Genomic DNA, 17,552 nt, shown 5'->3' with positions numbered 1-17,552 from the left:
CAGACTCTAGGCATGCGCGTATACCTGGGTGCCGACCACGCCGGCCTCGAGTTCAAGAATCAGATCATCGAACACCTGACGGCGACCGGGCACGAGCCCGTCGACTGCGGTGCCTTCGACTACGACCCCGTCGACGACTACCCGGCATTCTGCATCGACGCAGCACGCCGCGTAGTCGCCGATCCGGGTAGCCGCGGCCTGGTGCTCGGCGGTTCCGGAAACGGCGAGCAGATCGCCGCCAACAAGGTGCCCGGCGCTCGCTGCGCGTTGGCGTGGAGCGTCGAGACCGCGAAGTTGGCCCGCGAGCACAACGACGCTCAGCTCATCGGCATCGGCGGCCGCATGCACACGCTGCCCGAAGCCCTCGCGATCGTCGACGCCTTCCTCGGTACCCCGTTCTCGGGCGAGGAGCGCCACCAGCGTCGCATCGACATCCTGTCCGAGTACGAGCGCAGTGGCGAGGCACCCGAGGTGCCGGGAAAGCCCGCATAGGTGCCCGAGGGTCACACTCTGCACCGACTGGCTCGGTTGCACGGACGTCGGTTCGGCGGGGCACCGGTTCGGGCGAGCAGCCCACAGGGGCGGTTCGCCTCCGGTGCCGCGCTGATCGACGGCCTCGTCCTCGAGAAGGCCGAGGCCTGGGGTAAGCATCTGCTGCACCGATACGAGTCCGATCTGATCGTTCACATCCATCTCGGTCTGTACGGGAAGTTCACCGAACAGGCTGTGCCGCTGGACGATCCGGTCGGTGCCGTGCGATTGCGCATGGTGGGGGAGAAGTACGGTGTCGACCTGCGCGGCCCCACCGCCTGCGAGATCTACACCGAGGAGCAGGTCGACGCCCTGGTGGCGCGCCTGGGACCGGACCCGCTGCGTAAGGACGCCGATCCGGACGCAGCGTGGGCGCGAATCTCTAAGTCGCGCACGGCAATCGGCACGTTGCTGATGGATCAGAAGGTGCTCGCCGGAGTCGGCAACGTCTACCGCGCCGAGATCCTGTTCCGGCACGAGATCAACCCCATGCGGCCCGGCAAGGACCTCGATCGAGCCGAGTGGGATGCGATCTGGTTCGACCTCGTCGACCTCATGGCGATCGGTGTCCGACGCGGGCGCATCATCACCATCCGGCCCGAGGACGATCACGGCGACACTTACGGTGCACGGCGACCGCGGTCCTACGTCTACCGCAGGCAGGGGTATCCCTGCCGGGTGTGCGGAGCCGACATCCTGCACTCGATGATGCAGGCTCGAAACCTGTTCTGGTGCCCGGTCTGTCAGGCGACCTAGAACCCGCCGAAGTCGCCCCCACCGCCGAAGTCGGCTCCGCCGTCGAACATGCCCCCGCCGCCGTCGTCCATCGCACCGTATTCGGTGTCGCCGCCGGAGTAGTCGTCGCCGCTGCCCCCGTCGGAACCGTCGGCCCCCATGTCTTCGCCTGCCGCGGTCTCCTCCGGCACCCCTGCCATGCCGGAGAACATTGCCGAGAACAGGAACATCGAACCCATTCCCCATGCACCTGCCACCAAGGCCGGCCGCCACCACGGCTCGGAGTACCAGCCCGCGGGTACCGGACGGCCCGCGACTCGGCCACCGGGGTAGTAGTTCGGGGTGCGATCGGACGGATCCGGCGATGCCGCGATCTCACGGCCCTCGAAGTCGACCTTGCGATCCTCGGTGACTCGACCCGCCTGCTGCTGGCCGTCGATGCCCTGGACCTCCGGGCCCGGGTCCATGCCCATCGCCAGGCGGGCGGCGCGGATGTAGTAGAGACCCTCGAGCGCCGTCTGCTTGGCCAGTCGGGCCTGTTCGGGGGTAGTGGCCTGGTCGATCTGCGAACCGGCGGCGATGTTGCGTTCGGATGCGTCGGCCAGGGCCTGCTTGGAGGCGGTGTCGGTGCCGATCAGGTTGTAGACCTGGCCGCCGAGACGCTCGATCGACTGCCGGGCATCGGCCTTGGCGTCGGCCAGCGCGGTTTCGGCGGCCGCGGCCGAGTTCTTCTTGCTTCGCAGCACCAACAGGGCCACTGCGGCGATGACGATGACGATCAGGACGATTTCCACTGCGGACCTTCCGCCGACGGTGCATGCCCGGTTCGTACGGACAATTCGGACACCGTCCAGGGTACGCGGACACGAAAAAGCCCCGCACCAGGAGTGCGGGGCCTTTCGGTGGAGCCGATGACGAGAATCGAACTCGCGTAGCCTGTTTGGAAGACAGGGGCTCTACCATTGAGCTACATCGGCGTGCAAACAACAGTCGTGGGATCGCCAGTTCCGTCGCCTGCGTTTCAAGACTGTACCCAACGCCGACGCCGGATTCCAAACCGGCCCGCCGCGAGCGGTTCGTCCGAACGTCATCGGTGGGGCGCCCACGGGGGGCTACTATCGGTTGCTGTTCAATGGTGTCCGTACGACGGGGTGTGGCGCAGCTTGGTAGCGCATCCGCTTTGGGAGCGGAGGGTCGCAGGTTCAATTCCTGTCACCCCGACAAAAGAGAGCCGCAGGCACGGCTCGCCGTGTTCGTGGCGAGCGAGAGCAGACAGCACACCGGAACCACCAGCAAGCAAGAACCACCAGAAGGAGCATGTCCCGTGAAGAGCACCGTCGAGCAGCTGAGCCCGACGCGAGTCCGTATCAACGTTGAGGTGCCCTTCGAGGAGCTCAAGCCTGATTTCGACCGCGCGTACAAGGCTTTGGCTCAGCAGATCCGCCTCCCCGGCTTCCGTCCCGGCAAGGCTCCGGCCAAGTTGCTCGAGGCTCGTGTCGGCCGTGGTGCGGTTCTCGAGCAGGTCGTCAACGACGCTCTTCCCTCTCGCTACTCCGAGGCCGTGACCAACGAGAAGGTCAAGGTCATCGGCCAGCCCGAGATCGAGATCACCAAGATCGAGGACGGTACCGAGCTCACGTTCACCGCCGAGGTCGACGTCCGCCCCGAGATCGATCTGCCCGACTACTCGACCATCAGCGTCGTCGTCGATCCGCTCGAGATCAAGGACGAGGCCGTCGACGAGCAGCTGCAGTCGCTGCGCCAGCGTTTCGGCACCCTGACCGGTGTCGATCGTCCCGTCCAGTCGGGCGACTTCGTCTCGATCGACCTCTCGGCCACCGTCGACGGCGAGAACGTCGAAGAGGCAACCGCGAGTGGGCTGTCCCACGAGGTCGGCTCCGGCCAGCTCATCGAGGGACTCGACGACGCGATCATCGGCGTGTCGGCCGACGAGTCGAAGGAATTCACCTCCACTCTCGTTGCCGGTGAGTACGCAGGCAAGGAAGCCGTCGTCACGGTCAAGGTCGTGTCCGTCAAGGAGCGCGAGCTGCCCGAGGCCGACGACGAGTTCGCTCAGCTGGCCAGCGAGTTCGACACGTTCGACGAGCTGCTCGCCGATCTGAGGACCCGCGTCGAGCGAGTCGCGAAGGTCGAGCAGGCCGGTCAGATTCGCGACAAGGTGCTCGAGACGCTGCTCGACACGATCGAGATCCCGGCTCCCGAGGCCGTCGTCAAGGCCGAGGTCGATTCCCAGGTGCACGAGGCCATCCACGGCCTCGACCACAACGAGGAAGCACTCGCCGAGCTGCTCGAGTCGCAGGGTTCGAGCCGCGAGGAATTCGACAAGGACGTCAAGGAAGGTGCCGAGAAGTCGGTGCGCACCCAGCTCCTTCTCGATGCGATCGCCGAAGCCGAGAACACCCAGGTCGGGCAGGAAGAGCTCACCGAGCGAATCATCTTCCAGGCGCAGCGCTACGGCATGCCGCCCGAGCAGTTCATTCAGCAGGTGCAGCAGGCCAACCAGCTCGGTGCCGTGTTCGCCGATGTCAAGCGCGGTAAGGCGCTGGCTTCGGTCGTCGAGCGCGTCACCGTGACCGACACCACCGGCGCGAGCGTCGACACCGCAGAGCTGTTCGGCAGCCCCGCCGATGCTCCCGACGAGGTCGAAGCAGCAGATTCTTCCGAGGGCGAACAAGAGAAGTAACGCTCACAGCGAACGACGGCGGTTCCGGGACTCCGGAGCCGCCGTCTTTCGTTAGTGTCTGTGTCAGGAACCAACGATTTGTTATGGAAAAGGCAGGTACCGTGACTGTTCAGAATCCGGCGGCTTCGCACCAGCAGAGTCCCGTCATGACTTCGGCTGCAGCAGGGCTGAATCTCAGCGACTCCGTGTACGAGCGTCTGCTTCAAAACCGCATCATTTTCCTCGGTACCCAGGTCGACGACGACATCGCCAACAAGTTGTGCGCTCAGATCCTGCTGCTCTCGGCCGAGGACCCCACTCGCGACATCGCGCTGTACATCAACTCGCCCGGTGGCTCGGTCACCGCGGGTATGGCCATTTTCGACACGATGGAATTCGCCGAGTGCGACATCGCGACCTACGGAATGGGTCTGGCTGCCTCGATGGGTCAGTTCCTGCTCTCTGCCGGTGCCAAGGGCAAGCGCTACGCCCTGCCGCACGCGCGCATCATGATGCATCAGCCTTCGGCCGGTATCGGCGGCAGTGCCTCCGACATCGCCATCATGGCCGAGCAGTTCGCGCACACCAAGCGTGAGATGGCTGAGCTCATCGCCCAGCACACCGGCCAGACCGTCGAGCAGATCACCGAAGACTCCGATCGTGACCGCTGGTTCACGGCGCAGGCGGCCAAGGAATACGGGTTCGTGGACCACGTCGTCAGCCGTGCGCGGCAGGCCGGCGGAATCGGCGAGTAACTCGGCCGCTCCCGGCGACCCTCGATCACTTACATCTTGGAGAAACGATGACAAACCTGTTCGACCCCACTCAGCTGCCGTCCTCCCGATACATTTTGCCCTCCTTCGTCGAGCACTCCAGCTACGGCGTGAAGGAATCGAACCCGTACAACAAGCTGTTCGAGGAGCGCATCATCTTCCTCGGCGTCCAGGTCGACGACGCGTCCGCCAACGACGTCATGGCGCAGCTGCTGGTGCTCGAGGGCCTCGACCCCGACCGAGACATCACGATGTACATCAACTCGCCCGGTGGCTCGTTCACCTCGCTGATGGCGATCTACGACACGATGCAGTACGTCCGCGCCGATGTTGCGACCGTCTGCCTCGGCCAGGCCGCGTCGGCCGCGGCCGTCCTGCTCGCCGCAGGCACTCCCGGTAAGCGTGCGGCGTTGCCCAACGCGCGCGTGCTGATTCATCAGCCCTCGAGCGGTGGCATTCAGGGCCAGGTGTCCGACCTGGAGATCCAGGCCGCCGAGATCGAGCGCATGCGTCGACTCATGGAGACCACCCTCGGCCGCCACACCGGCAAGGATCCCGACGTCATCCGCAAGGACACCGATCGCGACAAGATCCTCACCGCGGAACAGGCCAAGGACTACGGAATCATCGACACCGTGTTCGAGTACCGCAAGCTCTCTGCCCAGAAGTAGCAGAGCGAGTATCACCGGTCGGACCTGACGGGTCCGGCAGAAGATTCCGACGCCGGGCGTGAGTGTGAAACTCCGCCCGGCGGTCGTGATCGACGACCCGAATGGTCCATTCGACGAAATCGGGTGGCGAATCACCGGAAACAACCCGCCCATGTTCGGCGAACACGGGTACCGTCGCATCCAAGAACTCGGTCGACCGAAGTCGGCATGACGACAGACCGAGAAGTAGCCCACGAAGGTTTCGGCCACACCCGGTCGGCGTGGGTCGTACGCGGACAAGGAAGTAGGAACCTCCGAATGGCACGCATCGGTGACGGTGGCGATCTGCTGAAGTGCTCCTTCTGCGGCAAGAGCCAGAAGCAGGTCAAGAAGCTCATCGCTGGACCAGGGGTGTACATCTGCGACGAGTGCATCGACCTCTGCAACGAGATCATCGAAGAGGAATTGGCCGAATCGAGCGAGGTCAAGCTCGACGACCTCCCCAAGCCCTCCGAGATCAAGGACTTTCTCGAGAACTACGTGATCGGTCAGGACGCTGCCAAGCGCACGTTGGCCGTAGCGGTCTACAACCATTACAAGCGCATCCAGGCCGGTGACAAGGCACGCGACGTGCGAGGCGAATCCGTCGAACTGGCGAAGTCGAACATCCTGATGCTCGGACCGACGGGGTGTGGAAAGACGTACCTCGCGCAGACCCTGGCCAAGATGCTCAACGTGCCCTTCGCCATCGCCGACGCCACCGCGCTCACCGAGGCCGGATACGTGGGCGAGGATGTCGAGAACATCCTGCTCAAACTGATCCAGGCCGCGGACTACGACGTCAAGCGCGCCGAGACCGGCATCATCTACATCGACGAGGTCGACAAGATCGCTCGCAAGAGCGAGAACCCGTCGATCACGCGTGACGTGTCCGGTGAAGGCGTGCAGCAGGCGCTGCTCAAGATTCTGGAAGGAACTCAGGCCAGCGTGCCGCCGCAGGGTGGGCGCAAGCATCCGCATCAGGAGTTCATCCAGATCGACACCACCAACGTGCTCTTCATCGTCGCCGGTGCATTCGCCGGACTCGAGAAGATCGTCTCCGATCGGGTCGGCAAGCGCGGGCTCGGATTCGGAGCCGAAGTTCGCTCGAAGGCCGAGATCGACACGCAGGATCACTTCGCCGAGGTCATGCCGGAGGATCTGATCAAGTTCGGTCTGATTCCCGAGTTCATCGGGCGACTGCCGATGATCGCGTCGGTGACGAACCTGGACAAGGAGTCGCTGGTGACGATTCTGTCCGAGCCGAAGAACGCGCTCGTCAAGCAGTATCGCCGGTTGTTCGACATGGACGGCGTCGAGCTCGAGTTCACCACCGAGGCCCTCGAAGCGATCGCGGACCAGGCCATTCTCCGTGGAACCGGTGCTCGTGGACTGCGCGCGATCATGGAAGAAGTTCTGCTTCCGGTGATGTACGACATCCCGAGCCGCGACGACGTGGAGAAGGTCGTCGTGACTGCCGAGACCGTGAACGACAACGTGCTGCCGACCATCGTGCCGCGCAAGCCCGAGCGTCCGGAACGCCGCGACAAGTCCGCCTGATACGCGCCGACCGAGCTGCCGAACAACGACGAATCCCCGACCTCATCCCAAGGTCGGGGATTCGTCGTTTTCGCTGTGTTCAGCCGATGATCACCGCGTGCGCGCCGGGAACGTCGGTCAACGCGGCGAATCGGTCTCGAACCAGGGGGTCGTGGCCGGGCACGACGGTACCGGAGCCGGCGGCGAGCTCTCGGATTCGGTCGAAGGCCCCGTACATGTCCGGCAACGCGTGCAGGATCGCGAACGGACTGTCGTCCTCGAAGTTCTCGTAGAAATGACTGGCGTCGGAGGCCAACACCACGGGGCCGCGTTCGGTGTTCGCTCTGACCACCTGCATGCCTGCGGTGTGTCCGCCGACGGCGTGCACGGACAGCCCCGGGAACAGCTCGTGATCGCCGTCGACGAGGGCGAGTCGATGCCCGCGATCGGCGGTTTCGATGTGTTCGGTGTCGGCTCGCGAGTGCAACCATTGTTCTCGGGTGATGCGGGCGGCCCACGGCCCGGTCCAGTACTCGAGTTCTGTGCGCTGCACCACGTATCGTGCGATCGGGAGCTCCGCGACGACCCCGGTGTGGTCGTAGTGCAGGTGGGTCAGGATGCAGGTGTCGATGTCGTCCGGTGTCAGGCCGAGCTCGCCGAGTAGGTCGATCGGCGATCCGTGATAGTCGAGCCCGTCGACAGATTCTGCTGTGGCAGCGGATATTCCGGCGTCGATCAGCACCGTGTTGTTCTTCGAGAGGGCGAGCCACACGTAGTAGGCCACCGTCTGGCTTTCGGTACTGCGTTCGTCACGTTGGTGAAATAGGTTGCCGCGCAATGCCGTTCGGCTGGCATACTGCAGGGCGAGCACCGTCCAGGTGCCCGCCGCTGCAGGTCGAAGTGCGTCGATCACGATGTCGGTCAGACCGACGCGACGCGCGCGCTGTCGGTGGTGCGGGTCCGAACGCCGAGCTCGTCGGTGGGGGTACGGAAGGTCTCCTTCGAGGTCGCGACGATCACGACGTTGATGGTGCAGAAGACCGCGGTGACGATAGCGACGGGTAGCCACGCACCGATCTCGGCTCCGGCGATCGCGCCCGCGATGGTCGGCGCGAATCCTGCGATGGCGAAACCGATCTGGGTTCCCAGTGCGGTTCCGGTCAGGCGGACCCGGGCCGGGAACATCTCACCGTAGAACGAGGGCCAGACGCCGCCGGTGGCGCTGTGCACGAAACCGAACATCACGATGCCGAAGACGAAGATGAGAACGTAGTTGCCGCTCGAGATGGACCACAGGTAGCCGAACATCAGGATCGCGCAGCCGATGGAGCCGAAGAGGAACACCGGCTTGCGACCGATGCGATCCGACAGTGCACCGAAGAAGGGCAGTGCGAACAGTGCGACGACGTTGGCGAGAACGCCGACCCACAGCATGGGGGTGCGTTCGAGGCCGACGGTGTTCACGGCGTAGGACAGCGCGTAGACGGTGAAGATGGTGCTGACCGAGGCGATGACTGCGGCCAACATGACGCGTACCACGGCCGACCCATGCTCGCTGAGCAGTTCGGCCACGGGCAGGCGCTGCGGCTCGGTCGAGGCCTTCTCTTCCTCGAAGACCGGGGTCTCGTCGAGCGAACGGCGGATGACGAAGGCGGCGACGACGACGAAAGCGCTGAGGAAGAACGGGATTCGCCAACCCCAGCTGAGCAGTGCCTCCTCGGGGAGCATGGCGACGGGCAGGAACACGGCGGTGGCGAGAATCTGTCCGCCCTGAGTGCCGCTGAGGGTGAAGCTGGTGAAGAATGCGCGCCTGTTGTCCGGGGCATGTTCGAGCGTCATCGAGTTCGCTCCGGCCTGCTCGCCGCCGGCGGAGAATCCCTGGCACAACCGAAGCAGCACCAGGATGATGGGAGCGGCGATGCCGATGGATTCGTACGACGGCAGGACGCCGACGCCCAGGGTGGCGATTCCCATCAGCAGGACCGTGGCGACCATGACCTTCTTGCGTCCGTACCGATCACCGATGTGGCCGAGGACCAGTGCGCCGAGCGGCCGTGCAAGGTATCCGACGCCGAAGGTGGCCAGGGCCAGCAGGGTGCCGGTCGCCGGGTTGGAGCCCGGGAAGAACACGCGGCCGAAGACGAGCGCGGCGGCCGTGCCGTAGATGAAGAAGTCGTAGTACTCGAGGGCGCTTCCGACCCATGCGGCTGTCGCCGCTTTGCGCGGGTTCGCCCCGGGGCGAAGCGGCGTCGGGTGGGTGCCGGGGGTGTGCGAATCCATCGTTCTCGTGTCTCTCTTCGTGAGGCGGGGGAGCGTAGGCGCTGGTCGACGATGCGTTCTCGGCAATCGGACCGCTAATGTACTAAATGGTTAACACCGGGTGCCTCTGAATACTGAACGTGATCCATGCCACGTGTCAACCCCTGACGTGACGAGACCTACCGAGAAATCGCGAATTTCAGCGAGAAGGCGAGGTCAGGAACGCGATGATCATGTCACCGAGCATCGAGCGCAGCCGGTCTCGATGCCGGGGATCGGTGAGGTCACGGCCGAACAGGGCCTCGAAGGTGTACCGATTCGACAGGCGGAACACACAGAAGCTGCTGATCGTCATGTGCACGTCGAGGGCATCGACGTCCGTCCGGAACACGCCGTCCGCCTGGCCTCGCGCCAGGATGCTCGACAGCAGCTCCGCGGCGGGATTGCCGAGGTTGCTCAAGGCCTCGGACGTGGAGATGTGTTCGCCGCGAAGGATGTTCTCGGTGGAGACCAGGCGAATGAAGTCGGGATTTTCCTCGTGATGGTCGAATGTCAGCGATGCGATGGCACGAATGGCCTCGACCGGTCCGAGGCCTTCGACGTCCACGTCTCGTTCGCGCTCGCGAATGCGCATGTACGACCGTTCGAGCACGGCCTTGTACAGGCCTTCCTTGTCGGTGAAGTAGTAGTACAACATTCGCTTGGTCGTGTGTGTCCGCTCGGCGATCTCGTCGATGCGCGCTCCTGCGAAGCCCTTGTCCGCGAACTCCTCGGTGGCCACCTCGAGGATGTTGTGCCGGGTCAGGTCGCTGTTGCGTCGACGCTTGACGCCGGGTCCGCTGGTGTCGTCGGACGTGTCGGTTGCGCGCGGAGCCATGGAGCAACTCTATCGGCGCCGATTGTGGCGAAAGGGTTGGGCGCGAGGCAGGCGCGTAGTACCGTCGAGCTAATTCACCAATTCGTACATTAAGGCTCGAGGAGATCGACATGCCGGAATCCCTGCTCTGCGGACTGATCGGGACGGGTATCGGCAAGTCGCTCACGCCCGCGATGCACGAACGAGAGGGCTCCGAGCACGGGCTGACCTACCAATATCGGATCATCGACCTGGACAGCCGTGGACTGACCGTAGAGGACCTTCCCCGTCTCGTCTCCACCGCAGCGGACCTCGGATTTCGGGGACTCAACATCACGCACCCGTGCAAACAACGCGTCATCTCCTCTCTCGATGCGCTCTCCGAGGACGCCGCCCGACTCGGAGCCGTCAACACCGTGGTGTTCGCCGACGGCCGGGCCGTCGGCCACAACACCGACTGGTCCGGATTCGATCGCAACTTCGGCCGCGGACTACCCGGTGCCGACATCGGCGATGTGGTGCAACTCGGTGCCGGGGGAGCCGGGGCGGCCGTCGCCTACGCGATGGCCCGCCGCGGCGCAGGCAGGCTCACCCTCGTGGACGCCGATCCGCTGCGGGCACAACAACTACGGGAATCCTTGTCCGTGATGTTCCCGGACGTCGAGATCCTCTCGGCGGGCCTCGACCGGCTCGCCGCCGTTCTCGACACCGCGACCGGCCTGGTGCATGCCACCCCGATCGGAATGGTCGAACATCCCGGATCTGCTGTGCCCGAGTCACTGCTGAACCCGAGGATGTGGGTCGCCGAGGTCGTGTATCGGCCCGCCGAAACCGAATTGCTCGCTGCTGCATCCCGAGCTGGGTGCCGAACGCTCAGCGGAACCGGAATGGCAGTGTTCCAGGCCGCGGACGCGTTCGAGATATTCACCGGACGCACCGCGGACGCCGATCGAATGATCGCGCACATGAGCGCGCTGATCGCGCTGGAGGATCGCGCGACCGCAGGGGTTCTGGCATGACGCGCATCGCCACGTCGGTGGCCACGGTATCGCTCAGCGGTTCGCTGGACGAGAAGATGCGCGCCATCGCCGAGGCCGGGTTCGACGGTTTCGAGGTGTTCGAGCCGGACCTGATCAGCTCGCCCGACCTCCCCGAGGACGTCGCGAAGAAAGCAGCCGACCTCGGTCTGACCGTCGACCTCTATCAACCCTTCCGCGATGCCGACTCGGCCGATCCGGAACAGTTCGCCCGCAATCTCGTTCGCGCCGAACACAAATTCGACGTGATGGAACAGCTGGGGTGCGATCTGCTGTTGGTCTGCTCCTCGCCGCTGGCCGGTGCCGTCCGTGAGGACGCCCTGCTGGTCGAACAGATGGCAACCCTCGCCGAGCGTGCGCATCGGCGCGGAATGCGACTGGCGTACGAGGCGTTGGCGTGGGGTGCACACGTCAGCACCTATCGCCATGCCTGGGACATCGTCCGGCAGGTCGATCATCCCGCGCTGGGAACGTGCCTGGACAGCTTCCACATCCTCTCCCGCGGTGACGATTCCTCAGGCATTCGCGAGATCCCCGGCGAGAAGATCTTCTTCCTCCAGTTGGCCGATGCCCCGCACCTGGTGATGGACGTTCTGCAGTGGAGCAGGCACCACCGGTGCTTCCCCGGTCAGGGCAGCTTCGATCTGGCGCGCTTCGGTGCCGATGTCGTGGCCTCCGGGTATTCCGGCCCGTGGTCGCTCGAGATCTTCAACGACGTCTTCCGGCACTCCGACACCGGCCGCACGGCATCCGACGCGCACCGGTCGCTGCTGTACCTCCAGGAGCAGGTGCGCGGCGTCGAAACACCCACGGACGGAGACGATCTGTTCGCGCCGCCACCGCCGGGTCCGATCGAGAACGTCGTCTCCCTGCGGATCGCGGCAGGGCCTGCGAAGGCAGCGCAGCTGGGCACCACACTGCGGCACCTGGGCTTCGATCTGACCGCAGCACACAGCGAACACGGACTCAGCCTGTTCACCCAGGGTCCGCTGGCCGTCGCCGTCGACACCACGGTGGACACGTTGTGGACCGCGCCGGGTGTCCCGGCTCATCTACCGGCGTTGGCCCAGATCGGGGTTCGCAGCGAGCGCCCGGATCTGTGGCTGACTCGGGCCCGCGCACTGGGAGTCACCGCATCCACCGTCTCCATGCCCGGTGTGGCTGACGCGACCGATGCGGTGGTGCGCCTGGCCGTGACCGGTGCGACGTCGCTGGACCTACGCACCCGCGACAGTGCGGGTGCCTGGCAATCGGCGTTCGATCTGGTGCCGAGGGTGGTGGAGGAGAACCGGGCCTGCGTCACGCACGTGGATCACATCGCGCTCGCCGTGCCTGCCGAGAGCTGGGACGGGGTGATGCTGCTGCTGCGCTCGGTGTTCGGCATGGTGCCACACGAGGGCCAGGACGTCGTCGACGCGATAGGCCTGGTTCGGAGCCGAGCCCTCACCCTCGCCACCGCCAACGGCACGATTCGACTCTCGCTCAACATGGTTCCCGGCCGCCCGTCCGACTCGGACCCGCTTCCCGCGGCCCGGCGCGGAGGCGTCGGACATGTGGCGTTCGGATGCGAGGACATCCAGGCCGCTGCGAGAGCGATGACCGAACGCGGGCTCACCCCGTTGCGGATCTCGCCCAACTACTATCGCGATCTCGACGCGCGATTCGGGCTCGGCCCCGAGACCCTGGACGCGATGCAGCGTCTGGGGATCCTGTACGACGCGGACGCGACCGGCGGTGAGTTCTTCCACTTCTTCACCGAGACCGTCGGCGACGACCTGTTCTTCGAGGTGGTCCAGCGCGTGGGTGGTTACGAGGGCTACGGAGAGACCAATTCGGCCGTGCGACTGGCGGCGCAACTGCAGTAGCAGTCACCGGACGGTGGTCAGCCGATTCGCTCGAACACCGCAGCGAGTCCCTGGCCGCCGCCGATGCACATCGTCTCGAGTCCGTAGCGGACCTCTCGGCGGTCCATTTCGCGCAACAGCGTTGCCAGAATGCGGGCTCCGGTGGCTCCGACGGGATGGCCGAGCGAGATGCCGGAGCCATGGGGGTTCAGTCGCGGATCGTCGGGGTCGATGCCCCAGGACCTGGTCACGGCGAGAGCCTGCGCGGCGAATGCTTCGTTGAGTTCGATGATGCCCATGTCGTCGAGACTCAGTCCCAGCCGTCCCAGTGCCTTCTCGCTCGCGGGGACCGGCCCGATCCCCATCGTGCGTGGAGCCACGCCTGCGACGCCCCAGCCGGCCAATCGTGCCAGCGGCCGAAGGCCCAGTGCGGCAGCTTTTTCCGGGGTGGTGACGATGGCGATCGCGGCACCGTCGTTCTGTCCGCTGGCGTTTCCTGCGGTGACGGTCGACTCGGGGTCGATCGACGCGCGGATCGCCTTCAGCTTCGCCAGTGACTCCACGGTGGTGTCGGCTCGCGGATGCTCGTCGGTGGTGACGAGCAACGGATCCGATCTACGTTGGGGGACCGACACTCCCACGATCTCCTCGGCGAACACACCGCTGTTCTGCGCGGCGACTGCACGTCGGTGGGACTGGACTGCGAGTGCGTCCTGATCGGCGCGGCTGATGGAGAACTCCGCGCGCAGGTTCTCTGCGGTTTCGATCATGCCGCCGGGAACCGGAAAGTTCTTGCCGCCCGCGGTCACTCGCGCCCGGGCGAGGCGGTCGGACAGAGCCACGGCCTCGGCCTTGACGCCCCAGCGCATGCCGGTGGCGTAGAACTCGGTCTGACTCATGCTCTCGACACCGCCCGCCAGCACCAGATCGTTGCCGCCGGACTGGACCTGCATGCACGCCTGCAACACCGCTTGCAGACCGGAGCCGCAGCGACGGTCGACCTGCATCCCGGGGACGTCGATACCCAAATCTGCATCGAGCGCGGCAATGCGTCCGATGGCCGGTGCATCGCCGTTCGGGGACGCCTGACCGAGGATCACGTCGTCGATGTCGGCACCGGAAATGCCCGTGCGGGTGACCAGTTCGGCGATCACCGCACCGGCAAGAGCCTGGGCGGAAATGTCCTTGAACTGGCCGCCGAAGCGACCGACCGGGGTCCGAAGTGGTTCGCAGATCACGGCATCAGGCATGGGTGGTTCCTCGCTTGTCGTTGGGTCCGGTGCTCACCCGGAGCAGGTCGATCTCGATGGCGCGGGTGGCGTCGAGCAGAGCCGGTAGCAGTTCGGTGCGCACCGCATCGGCGGAATGCCGCGCGGCCTGGGTCGAGACGTTCGCCGCTGCGACCACGGCTCCGTGTCCGTCGTGAATGGGAGCCGCGATGGAGCGCAAACCCTCTTCGAGTTCCTGGTCCACCAGGCAGAAGCCGTCGGATCGGACCCGGTCGAGTTCGCGGCCGAGCGCGTCGGCAGTGGTGATGGTCTTACCGGTGAGCGGAGTCAACCGCACCCGGTCGAGGTAAGCCGCGAGTTCGTCGGCGGGCAGTCCGGCCAACAGCACGCGCCCCATCGATGTCGCGAACGCGGGAAATCGGGTGCCGATGTTGATGCCGACGGTCATGATGCGGCTGACCGGAACACGGGCGACGTACACCACGTCGTCACCGTCGAGAATCGAGACCGAGGACGACTCGCGCACTCGTTCGGCGAGAGCCTCCAGGTGCGGTCCCGAGACTTCCGGGAGCGACAGGCTCGACAGGTAGCTGTAGCCCAGCTCGAGCACTCGCGGGGTGAGCCAGAACATCGAGCCGTCGGTACGGACGTAGCCGAGTTCGACGAGGGTGAGCAGGAACCGCCGAGCGGTGGCTCGGGTGAGGTCGGTGGTTCGGGCGACATCGGAGAGTGTTCGACGCGGATGCTCGGCGTCGAAGGCTCGGATCACCGCAAGACCACGGCCCAGTGACTGGACGTAGTCCGAGGACGGCGGCGGCGATTCCGCGGAGTTCACGAGGTACCCGATTCGGTCTCGGCCGATGTCTCGGCGATGGCCGTGTTCGCGAGACCGAATGCACTGTTGCTGTTCGGAACTCCCGCGTACACCGCGGTGTGCAGGAACACCTCCGCCATCGTGTCCGGCGCAGTGCCCGCTCGCAGGGCGGCCCGAATGTGCATGTCGAGTTCGTGCTGGTTGCCCACCGCCGTCAGGATCGCCAGGGTCAGCAGTCGGCGGGTGTGGTGATCGAGTCCTGGCCGATTCCAGATGTCACCCCATGCAGTGCGGGTGATGAAGTCCTGGAACGGTGCGGTGAAGTCGGTTCGCGCGGCGACGCTGCGGTCGACGTGCGCATCACCGAGGATGCTGCGCCGCACCGCCATTCCGGCATCGTGGGCAGCTGCGCGTCCGAGCGCATACGCATCCGCTCCGATGTGTGCGGCGATCGCCGCGGTGACGGGCCCGGCTTGTTCGACGTTGGCCAGGTGCGCGGCCGGGTCGAGAACTCGGAACGTCGATCCGATGACGCCGTCGGCGATGATCTTCAGGTCCTCGGGCGTGGTCGAGGGGTCCTGCCGGCCCGCGATCACCAGGGTCGGAGCGGTGATTCGGTTCAGATCCGAACGAGAGTCCCAATCCGACAACGCCTCACAGCATGCTGCGTAGCCCTCGTCGGACGTGCCGGCGATCATCCGGCGATGCCGGTAGACGAGATCGACGTCGCGAGCGGCCAGTTCGGGGGTGAACCAGCGCTGGAGGACGGCGTCGGCCAGGGACGCGGTTCCCGCCGACCTGACCGTTGCGGCCCGATCGAGCCATTGCGCCGGCTCACCGAACCTGGCCGAGGTGCACAGCAACGTCAGAGTGATCACGCGCTCCGGGCGATGGATGGCGATCCACTGCGAGACTGCGCCGCCGAGCGAGAGACCGACGATGTGAACACGCCGTAGATTCAGGGAATCGATCAGTGCCAGAACATCTTCGGCCAGTTCCGCGACGGAGTACGGACCCGACGGCACCGGCGATGCCCCGTGCCCACGAAGATCGACGGCGACCACATGGGCAGAAGCGGACAGTGGTCCGATCTGCGGGTTCCACATCGATCGGTCGGAGCCGAGCGATCCGATCAGCACGACGGTCTCCGCGTCGGCGCGGGGTCCTTCGGTGCGTTCGTGAGCAAGTGCGACGGTCATCGTGAATCCTTCGATTCTGTGGTGAGTTCGGTGTCGAGGGCGTGCTCGGCGAGGATCGCGTCGACCAGCTCGGGCGCGTGGCCGAGATACGCGGCCGGGTCGAGTAGTTCGCGCACCGTCGACGGTGGCAGGAATGCCGTGATGGCAGGGTCGCTGTCCAGCGGCGCTCCCACCGCGCATCGCGCAGTGACTATCTCGCGGGCCTGCTCGGTGTGCGCTGCCAATGCCGCGGTGACACGTTCGGCGAGCAGCGCTCCACCCGTCGCATCGAGATTGCGGCCCATCGCCTCCGGATGAACGTGCAACCCGCTCAGGCTCTGCGAGAGTCGATTGGCGGCACCACCGGTGAAGCGCAGCAGATCGGTGATCGTCTCCCATTCGGCATGCCACGCTCCTGCGGCGCGCTGATGTTCGTGGTCCATGTTCGACAGCACCGTCGACACCGCACCCGGGACTCGCCGGGCCGCAGCCCGAGCGGTGATGGCCGCAACGGGATTTCGCTTGTGCGGCATCGCCGATGATCCACCCGGCGCGTCCTCCGAGACCTCGCCCAACTCGGTGGCGGACATCGACACGATGTCCTGGGCGATCTTGCCGATCGTTCCTGCCGCGATGCCCAGGGAACACGCGATGTCGGCGATCGCGGTGCGGTCGGTGTGCCAGGGAGTGTTCTGTCGAGCCAAGCCCAGTTCGACGGCCATCGCCGCTGCGATGGCGGGTCCGTGCGGATACACGGCCGCGAGAGTGCCTGCAGCACCGCCGTACTGGACGGCGCACGCACGTCGAACGGCCGCGATCCCGGTCTGCGCGCGGCGCAACCCCGAGAACCAGTTCGCGGCCACCAGACCGAAGGTGGTGGGCAATGCCTGCTGTCCGAGAGTGCGCGCCGCCATCGGGGTGGTCCGGTGGGTCAGGGCAAGACCCCGCGCTGCCGCACTCGCGGCGTCGAGCGAGCCCTCGATCGCACCGAGCGCATCGCGGGAGACGAGCATCAGCGCGGTGTCCATGATGTCCTGGCTGGTGGCCCCGGGATGCACTGCCGTAGCAGGAACATCGGCCTCGGCCACCTCGCTGCGAAGGATCTTCACCAACGGGATCACCGGATTGCCTCCGGCCGCCGAATCCACTCCGAGCCTCGCGATGTCCAGTCCCGCTCCGAGTTCGGTCGCAACAGAGGTGACGACCTCGGCGTGACCGGCCTGCACGAGACCGACCGTGACCGCGGCCCGGGAGAGCGCCGCCTCGACGGCGAACATCGCTGTCACCCAGGCTCGGTCGCCTACGAGCGGCGCAACGGTATCGCTACCGAACGTCGGATCGAACAGTGCCCCTCGCTCGGATTCCATCGTCCCCTCTCGGCAATC

At 65.7% G+C, this 17,552-nt stretch carries 16 protein-coding genes and 2 tRNA genes; 9 read left to right on the top strand and 9 right to left on the bottom strand.

The genetic code is table 11. From position 1 onward, the window contains the following. Window positions 1-12 precede the first annotated feature (12 nt). Both CH274_RS14270 and CH274_RS14265 read left to right on the top strand, forming a co-directional pair. A complete protein-coding gene (locus tag CH274_RS14270; protein WP_032379225.1) occupies window positions 13-492 on the top strand; it encodes a ribose-5-phosphate isomerase in 480 nt (159 codons plus the stop codon). Further along, the gene (locus CH274_RS14265) at window positions 493-1,287 is read left to right on the top strand and encodes an Fpg/Nei family DNA glycosylase (protein ID WP_094657813.1); all 795 of its coding nucleotides are present in this window, start codon (window positions 493-495) and stop codon (window positions 1,285-1,287) included. On the opposite strand, the gene CH274_RS14260 is transcribed toward CH274_RS14265, so the two are convergent. Together CH274_RS14260 and CH274_RS14255 are read right to left on the bottom strand one after the other, a co-directional pair. Next, entirely contained in the window at window positions 1,284-2,060 is a 777-nt protein-coding gene (locus CH274_RS14260; RefSeq protein ID WP_032394601.1) for a hypothetical protein, read from the bottom strand. The two genes, CH274_RS14265 and CH274_RS14260, sit on opposite strands and share 4 nt — an antisense overlap. A gap of 109 nt (window positions 2,061-2,169) precedes the next feature. Next, a tRNA-Gly gene (locus CH274_RS14255) sits at window positions 2,170-2,243 on the bottom strand. Window positions 2,244-2,413: 170 nt separating this feature from the next. Here CH274_RS14255 and CH274_RS14250 point away from each other — a divergent pair. From CH274_RS14250 to clpX, 5 genes are all read left to right on the top strand, one after another. Next, window positions 2,414-2,487, top strand: a tRNA-Pro gene (locus tag CH274_RS14250). Window positions 2,488-2,590: 103 nt separating this feature from the next. Next, complete coding sequence (tig, locus tag CH274_RS14245; RefSeq protein ID WP_032394780.1) at window positions 2,591-3,970, top strand: trigger factor; 1,380 nt, start codon at window positions 2,591-2,593, stop codon at window positions 3,968-3,970. 83 nt (window positions 3,971-4,053) lie between these two features. After that, on the top strand, window positions 4,054-4,704 hold the full coding sequence (locus CH274_RS14240) for an ATP-dependent Clp protease proteolytic subunit (protein WP_082073666.1): 651 nt from the start codon (window positions 4,054-4,056) through the stop codon (window positions 4,702-4,704). Window positions 4,705-4,751: 47 nt separating this feature from the next. After that, window positions 4,752-5,393, top strand: a complete 642-nt coding sequence (locus CH274_RS14235) for an ATP-dependent Clp protease proteolytic subunit (protein WP_094631072.1) — start codon at window positions 4,752-4,754, stop codon at window positions 5,391-5,393. A gap of 297 nt (window positions 5,394-5,690) precedes the next feature. Beyond that, the gene (gene clpX, locus CH274_RS14230) at window positions 5,691-6,971 is read left to right on the top strand and encodes an ATP-dependent Clp protease ATP-binding subunit ClpX (RefSeq protein ID WP_032394600.1); all 1,281 of its coding nucleotides are present in this window, start codon (window positions 5,691-5,693) and stop codon (window positions 6,969-6,971) included. Window positions 6,972-7,050: 79 nt separating this feature from the next. On the opposite strand, the gene CH274_RS14225 is transcribed toward clpX, so the two are convergent. The 3 genes from CH274_RS14225 to CH274_RS14215 all read right to left on the bottom strand — a co-directional run bounded on the left by CH274_RS14225 (window position 7,051) and on the right by CH274_RS14215 (window position 10,086). Next, the gene (locus tag CH274_RS14225) at window positions 7,051-7,863 is read right to left on the bottom strand and encodes an N-acyl homoserine lactonase family protein (RefSeq protein WP_256993574.1); all 813 of its coding nucleotides are present in this window, start codon (window positions 7,861-7,863) and stop codon (window positions 7,051-7,053) included. Between the two features lie 8 nt (window positions 7,864-7,871). Continuing rightward, the gene (locus CH274_RS14220) at window positions 7,872-9,230 is read right to left on the bottom strand and encodes an MFS transporter (protein ID WP_032394599.1); all 1,359 of its coding nucleotides are present in this window, start codon (window positions 9,228-9,230) and stop codon (window positions 7,872-7,874) included. A gap of 178 nt (window positions 9,231-9,408) precedes the next feature. Beyond that, a complete protein-coding gene (locus CH274_RS14215; RefSeq protein ID WP_032394598.1) occupies window positions 9,409-10,086 on the bottom strand; it encodes a TetR/AcrR family transcriptional regulator in 678 nt (225 codons plus the stop codon). 110 nt (window positions 10,087-10,196) lie between these two features. Between CH274_RS14215 and CH274_RS14210 the strand changes: the two genes are divergently transcribed. Both CH274_RS14210 and CH274_RS14205 read left to right on the top strand, forming a co-directional pair. Then, window positions 10,197-11,084, top strand: a complete 888-nt coding sequence (locus tag CH274_RS14210; protein ID WP_094657812.1) for a shikimate dehydrogenase — start codon at window positions 10,197-10,199, stop codon at window positions 11,082-11,084. Further along, entirely contained in the window at window positions 11,081-12,967 is a 1,887-nt protein-coding gene (locus tag CH274_RS14205; RefSeq protein ID WP_094657811.1) for a sugar phosphate isomerase/epimerase and 4-hydroxyphenylpyruvate domain-containing protein, read from the top strand. Before CH274_RS14210 ends, CH274_RS14205 begins: the two co-directional genes overlap by 4 nt. 17 nt (window positions 12,968-12,984) lie before the next feature. Here the strand turns inward: CH274_RS14205 and CH274_RS14200 are convergent, their stop codons facing one another. From CH274_RS14200 to pcaB, 4 genes are read right to left on the bottom strand one after another with little or no spacing between them, the layout of a single operon-like run. Beyond that, window positions 12,985-14,196 (bottom strand): acetyl-CoA C-acetyltransferase, encoded by a 1,212-nt coding sequence (locus CH274_RS14200; RefSeq protein WP_032394595.1) that lies wholly within the window; start codon window positions 14,194-14,196, stop codon window positions 12,985-12,987. Continuing rightward, entirely contained in the window at window positions 14,189-15,010 is an 822-nt protein-coding gene (locus CH274_RS14195) for an IclR family transcriptional regulator (RefSeq protein ID WP_032394594.1), read from the bottom strand. Before CH274_RS14195 ends, CH274_RS14200 begins: the two co-directional genes overlap by 8 nt. Beyond that, window positions 15,007-16,188, bottom strand: a complete 1,182-nt coding sequence (pcaDC, locus tag CH274_RS14190) for a bifunctional 3-oxoadipate enol-lactonase/4-carboxymuconolactone decarboxylase PcaDC (RefSeq protein ID WP_094657810.1) — start codon at window positions 16,186-16,188, stop codon at window positions 15,007-15,009. The genes CH274_RS14195 and pcaDC overlap by 4 nt, the downstream gene beginning before the upstream one ends. Next, on the bottom strand, window positions 16,185-17,534 hold the full coding sequence (pcaB, locus tag CH274_RS14185) for a 3-carboxy-cis,cis-muconate cycloisomerase (RefSeq protein WP_094657809.1): 1,350 nt from the start codon (window positions 17,532-17,534) through the stop codon (window positions 16,185-16,187). Before pcaB ends, pcaDC begins: the two co-directional genes overlap by 4 nt. Between the last annotated feature and the right edge of the window lie 18 nt (window positions 17,535-17,552).

This window comes from Rhodococcus sp. 06-418-5, assembly GCF_002258285.1.
Taxonomy (GTDB): Bacteria; Actinomycetota; Actinomycetes; order Mycobacteriales; family Mycobacteriaceae; genus Rhodococcoides.
The sequence above is the reverse complement of the archived record's forward strand: the minus strand, read 5'-3'. Positions and strand labels throughout refer to the sequence as shown.

What these genes read in the sequence shown, in the direction of transcription:
- CH274_RS14270 (WP_032379225.1), top strand. Translation starts at nt 13, where the DNA reads ATGCGCGTATACCTGGGTGCCGACCACGCCGGCCTCGAGTTCAAGAAT.
- CH274_RS14240 (WP_082073666.1), top strand. Translation starts at nt 4,054, where the DNA reads ATGGAAAAGGCAGGTACCGTGACTGTTCAGAATCCGGCGGCTTCGCAC.
- CH274_RS14235 (WP_094631072.1), top strand. Translation starts at nt 4,752, where the DNA reads ATGACAAACCTGTTCGACCCCACTCAGCTGCCGTCCTCCCGATACATT.
- clpX (WP_032394600.1), top strand. Translation starts at nt 5,691, where the DNA reads ATGGCACGCATCGGTGACGGTGGCGATCTGCTGAAGTGCTCCTTCTGC.
- CH274_RS14220 (WP_032394599.1), bottom strand. Translation starts at nt 9,230, where the DNA reads ATGGATTCGCACACCCCCGGCACCCACCCGACGCCGCTTCGCCCCGGG.
- CH274_RS14215 (WP_032394598.1), bottom strand. Translation starts at nt 10,086, where the DNA reads ATGGCTCCGCGCGCAACCGACACGTCCGACGACACCAGCGGACCCGGC.
- CH274_RS14210 (WP_094657812.1), top strand. Translation starts at nt 10,197, where the DNA reads ATGCCGGAATCCCTGCTCTGCGGACTGATCGGGACGGGTATCGGCAAG.
- CH274_RS14205 (WP_094657811.1), top strand. Translation starts at nt 11,081, where the DNA reads ATGACGCGCATCGCCACGTCGGTGGCCACGGTATCGCTCAGCGGTTCG.
- CH274_RS14200 (WP_032394595.1), bottom strand. Translation starts at nt 14,196, where the DNA reads ATGCCTGATGCCGTGATCTGCGAACCACTTCGGACCCCGGTCGGTCGC.
- pcaDC (WP_094657810.1), bottom strand. Translation starts at nt 16,188, where the DNA reads ATGACCGTCGCACTTGCTCACGAACGCACCGAAGGACCCCGCGCCGAC.
- pcaB (WP_094657809.1), bottom strand. Translation starts at nt 17,534, where the DNA reads ATGGAATCCGAGCGAGGGGCACTGTTCGATCCGACGTTCGGTAGCGAT.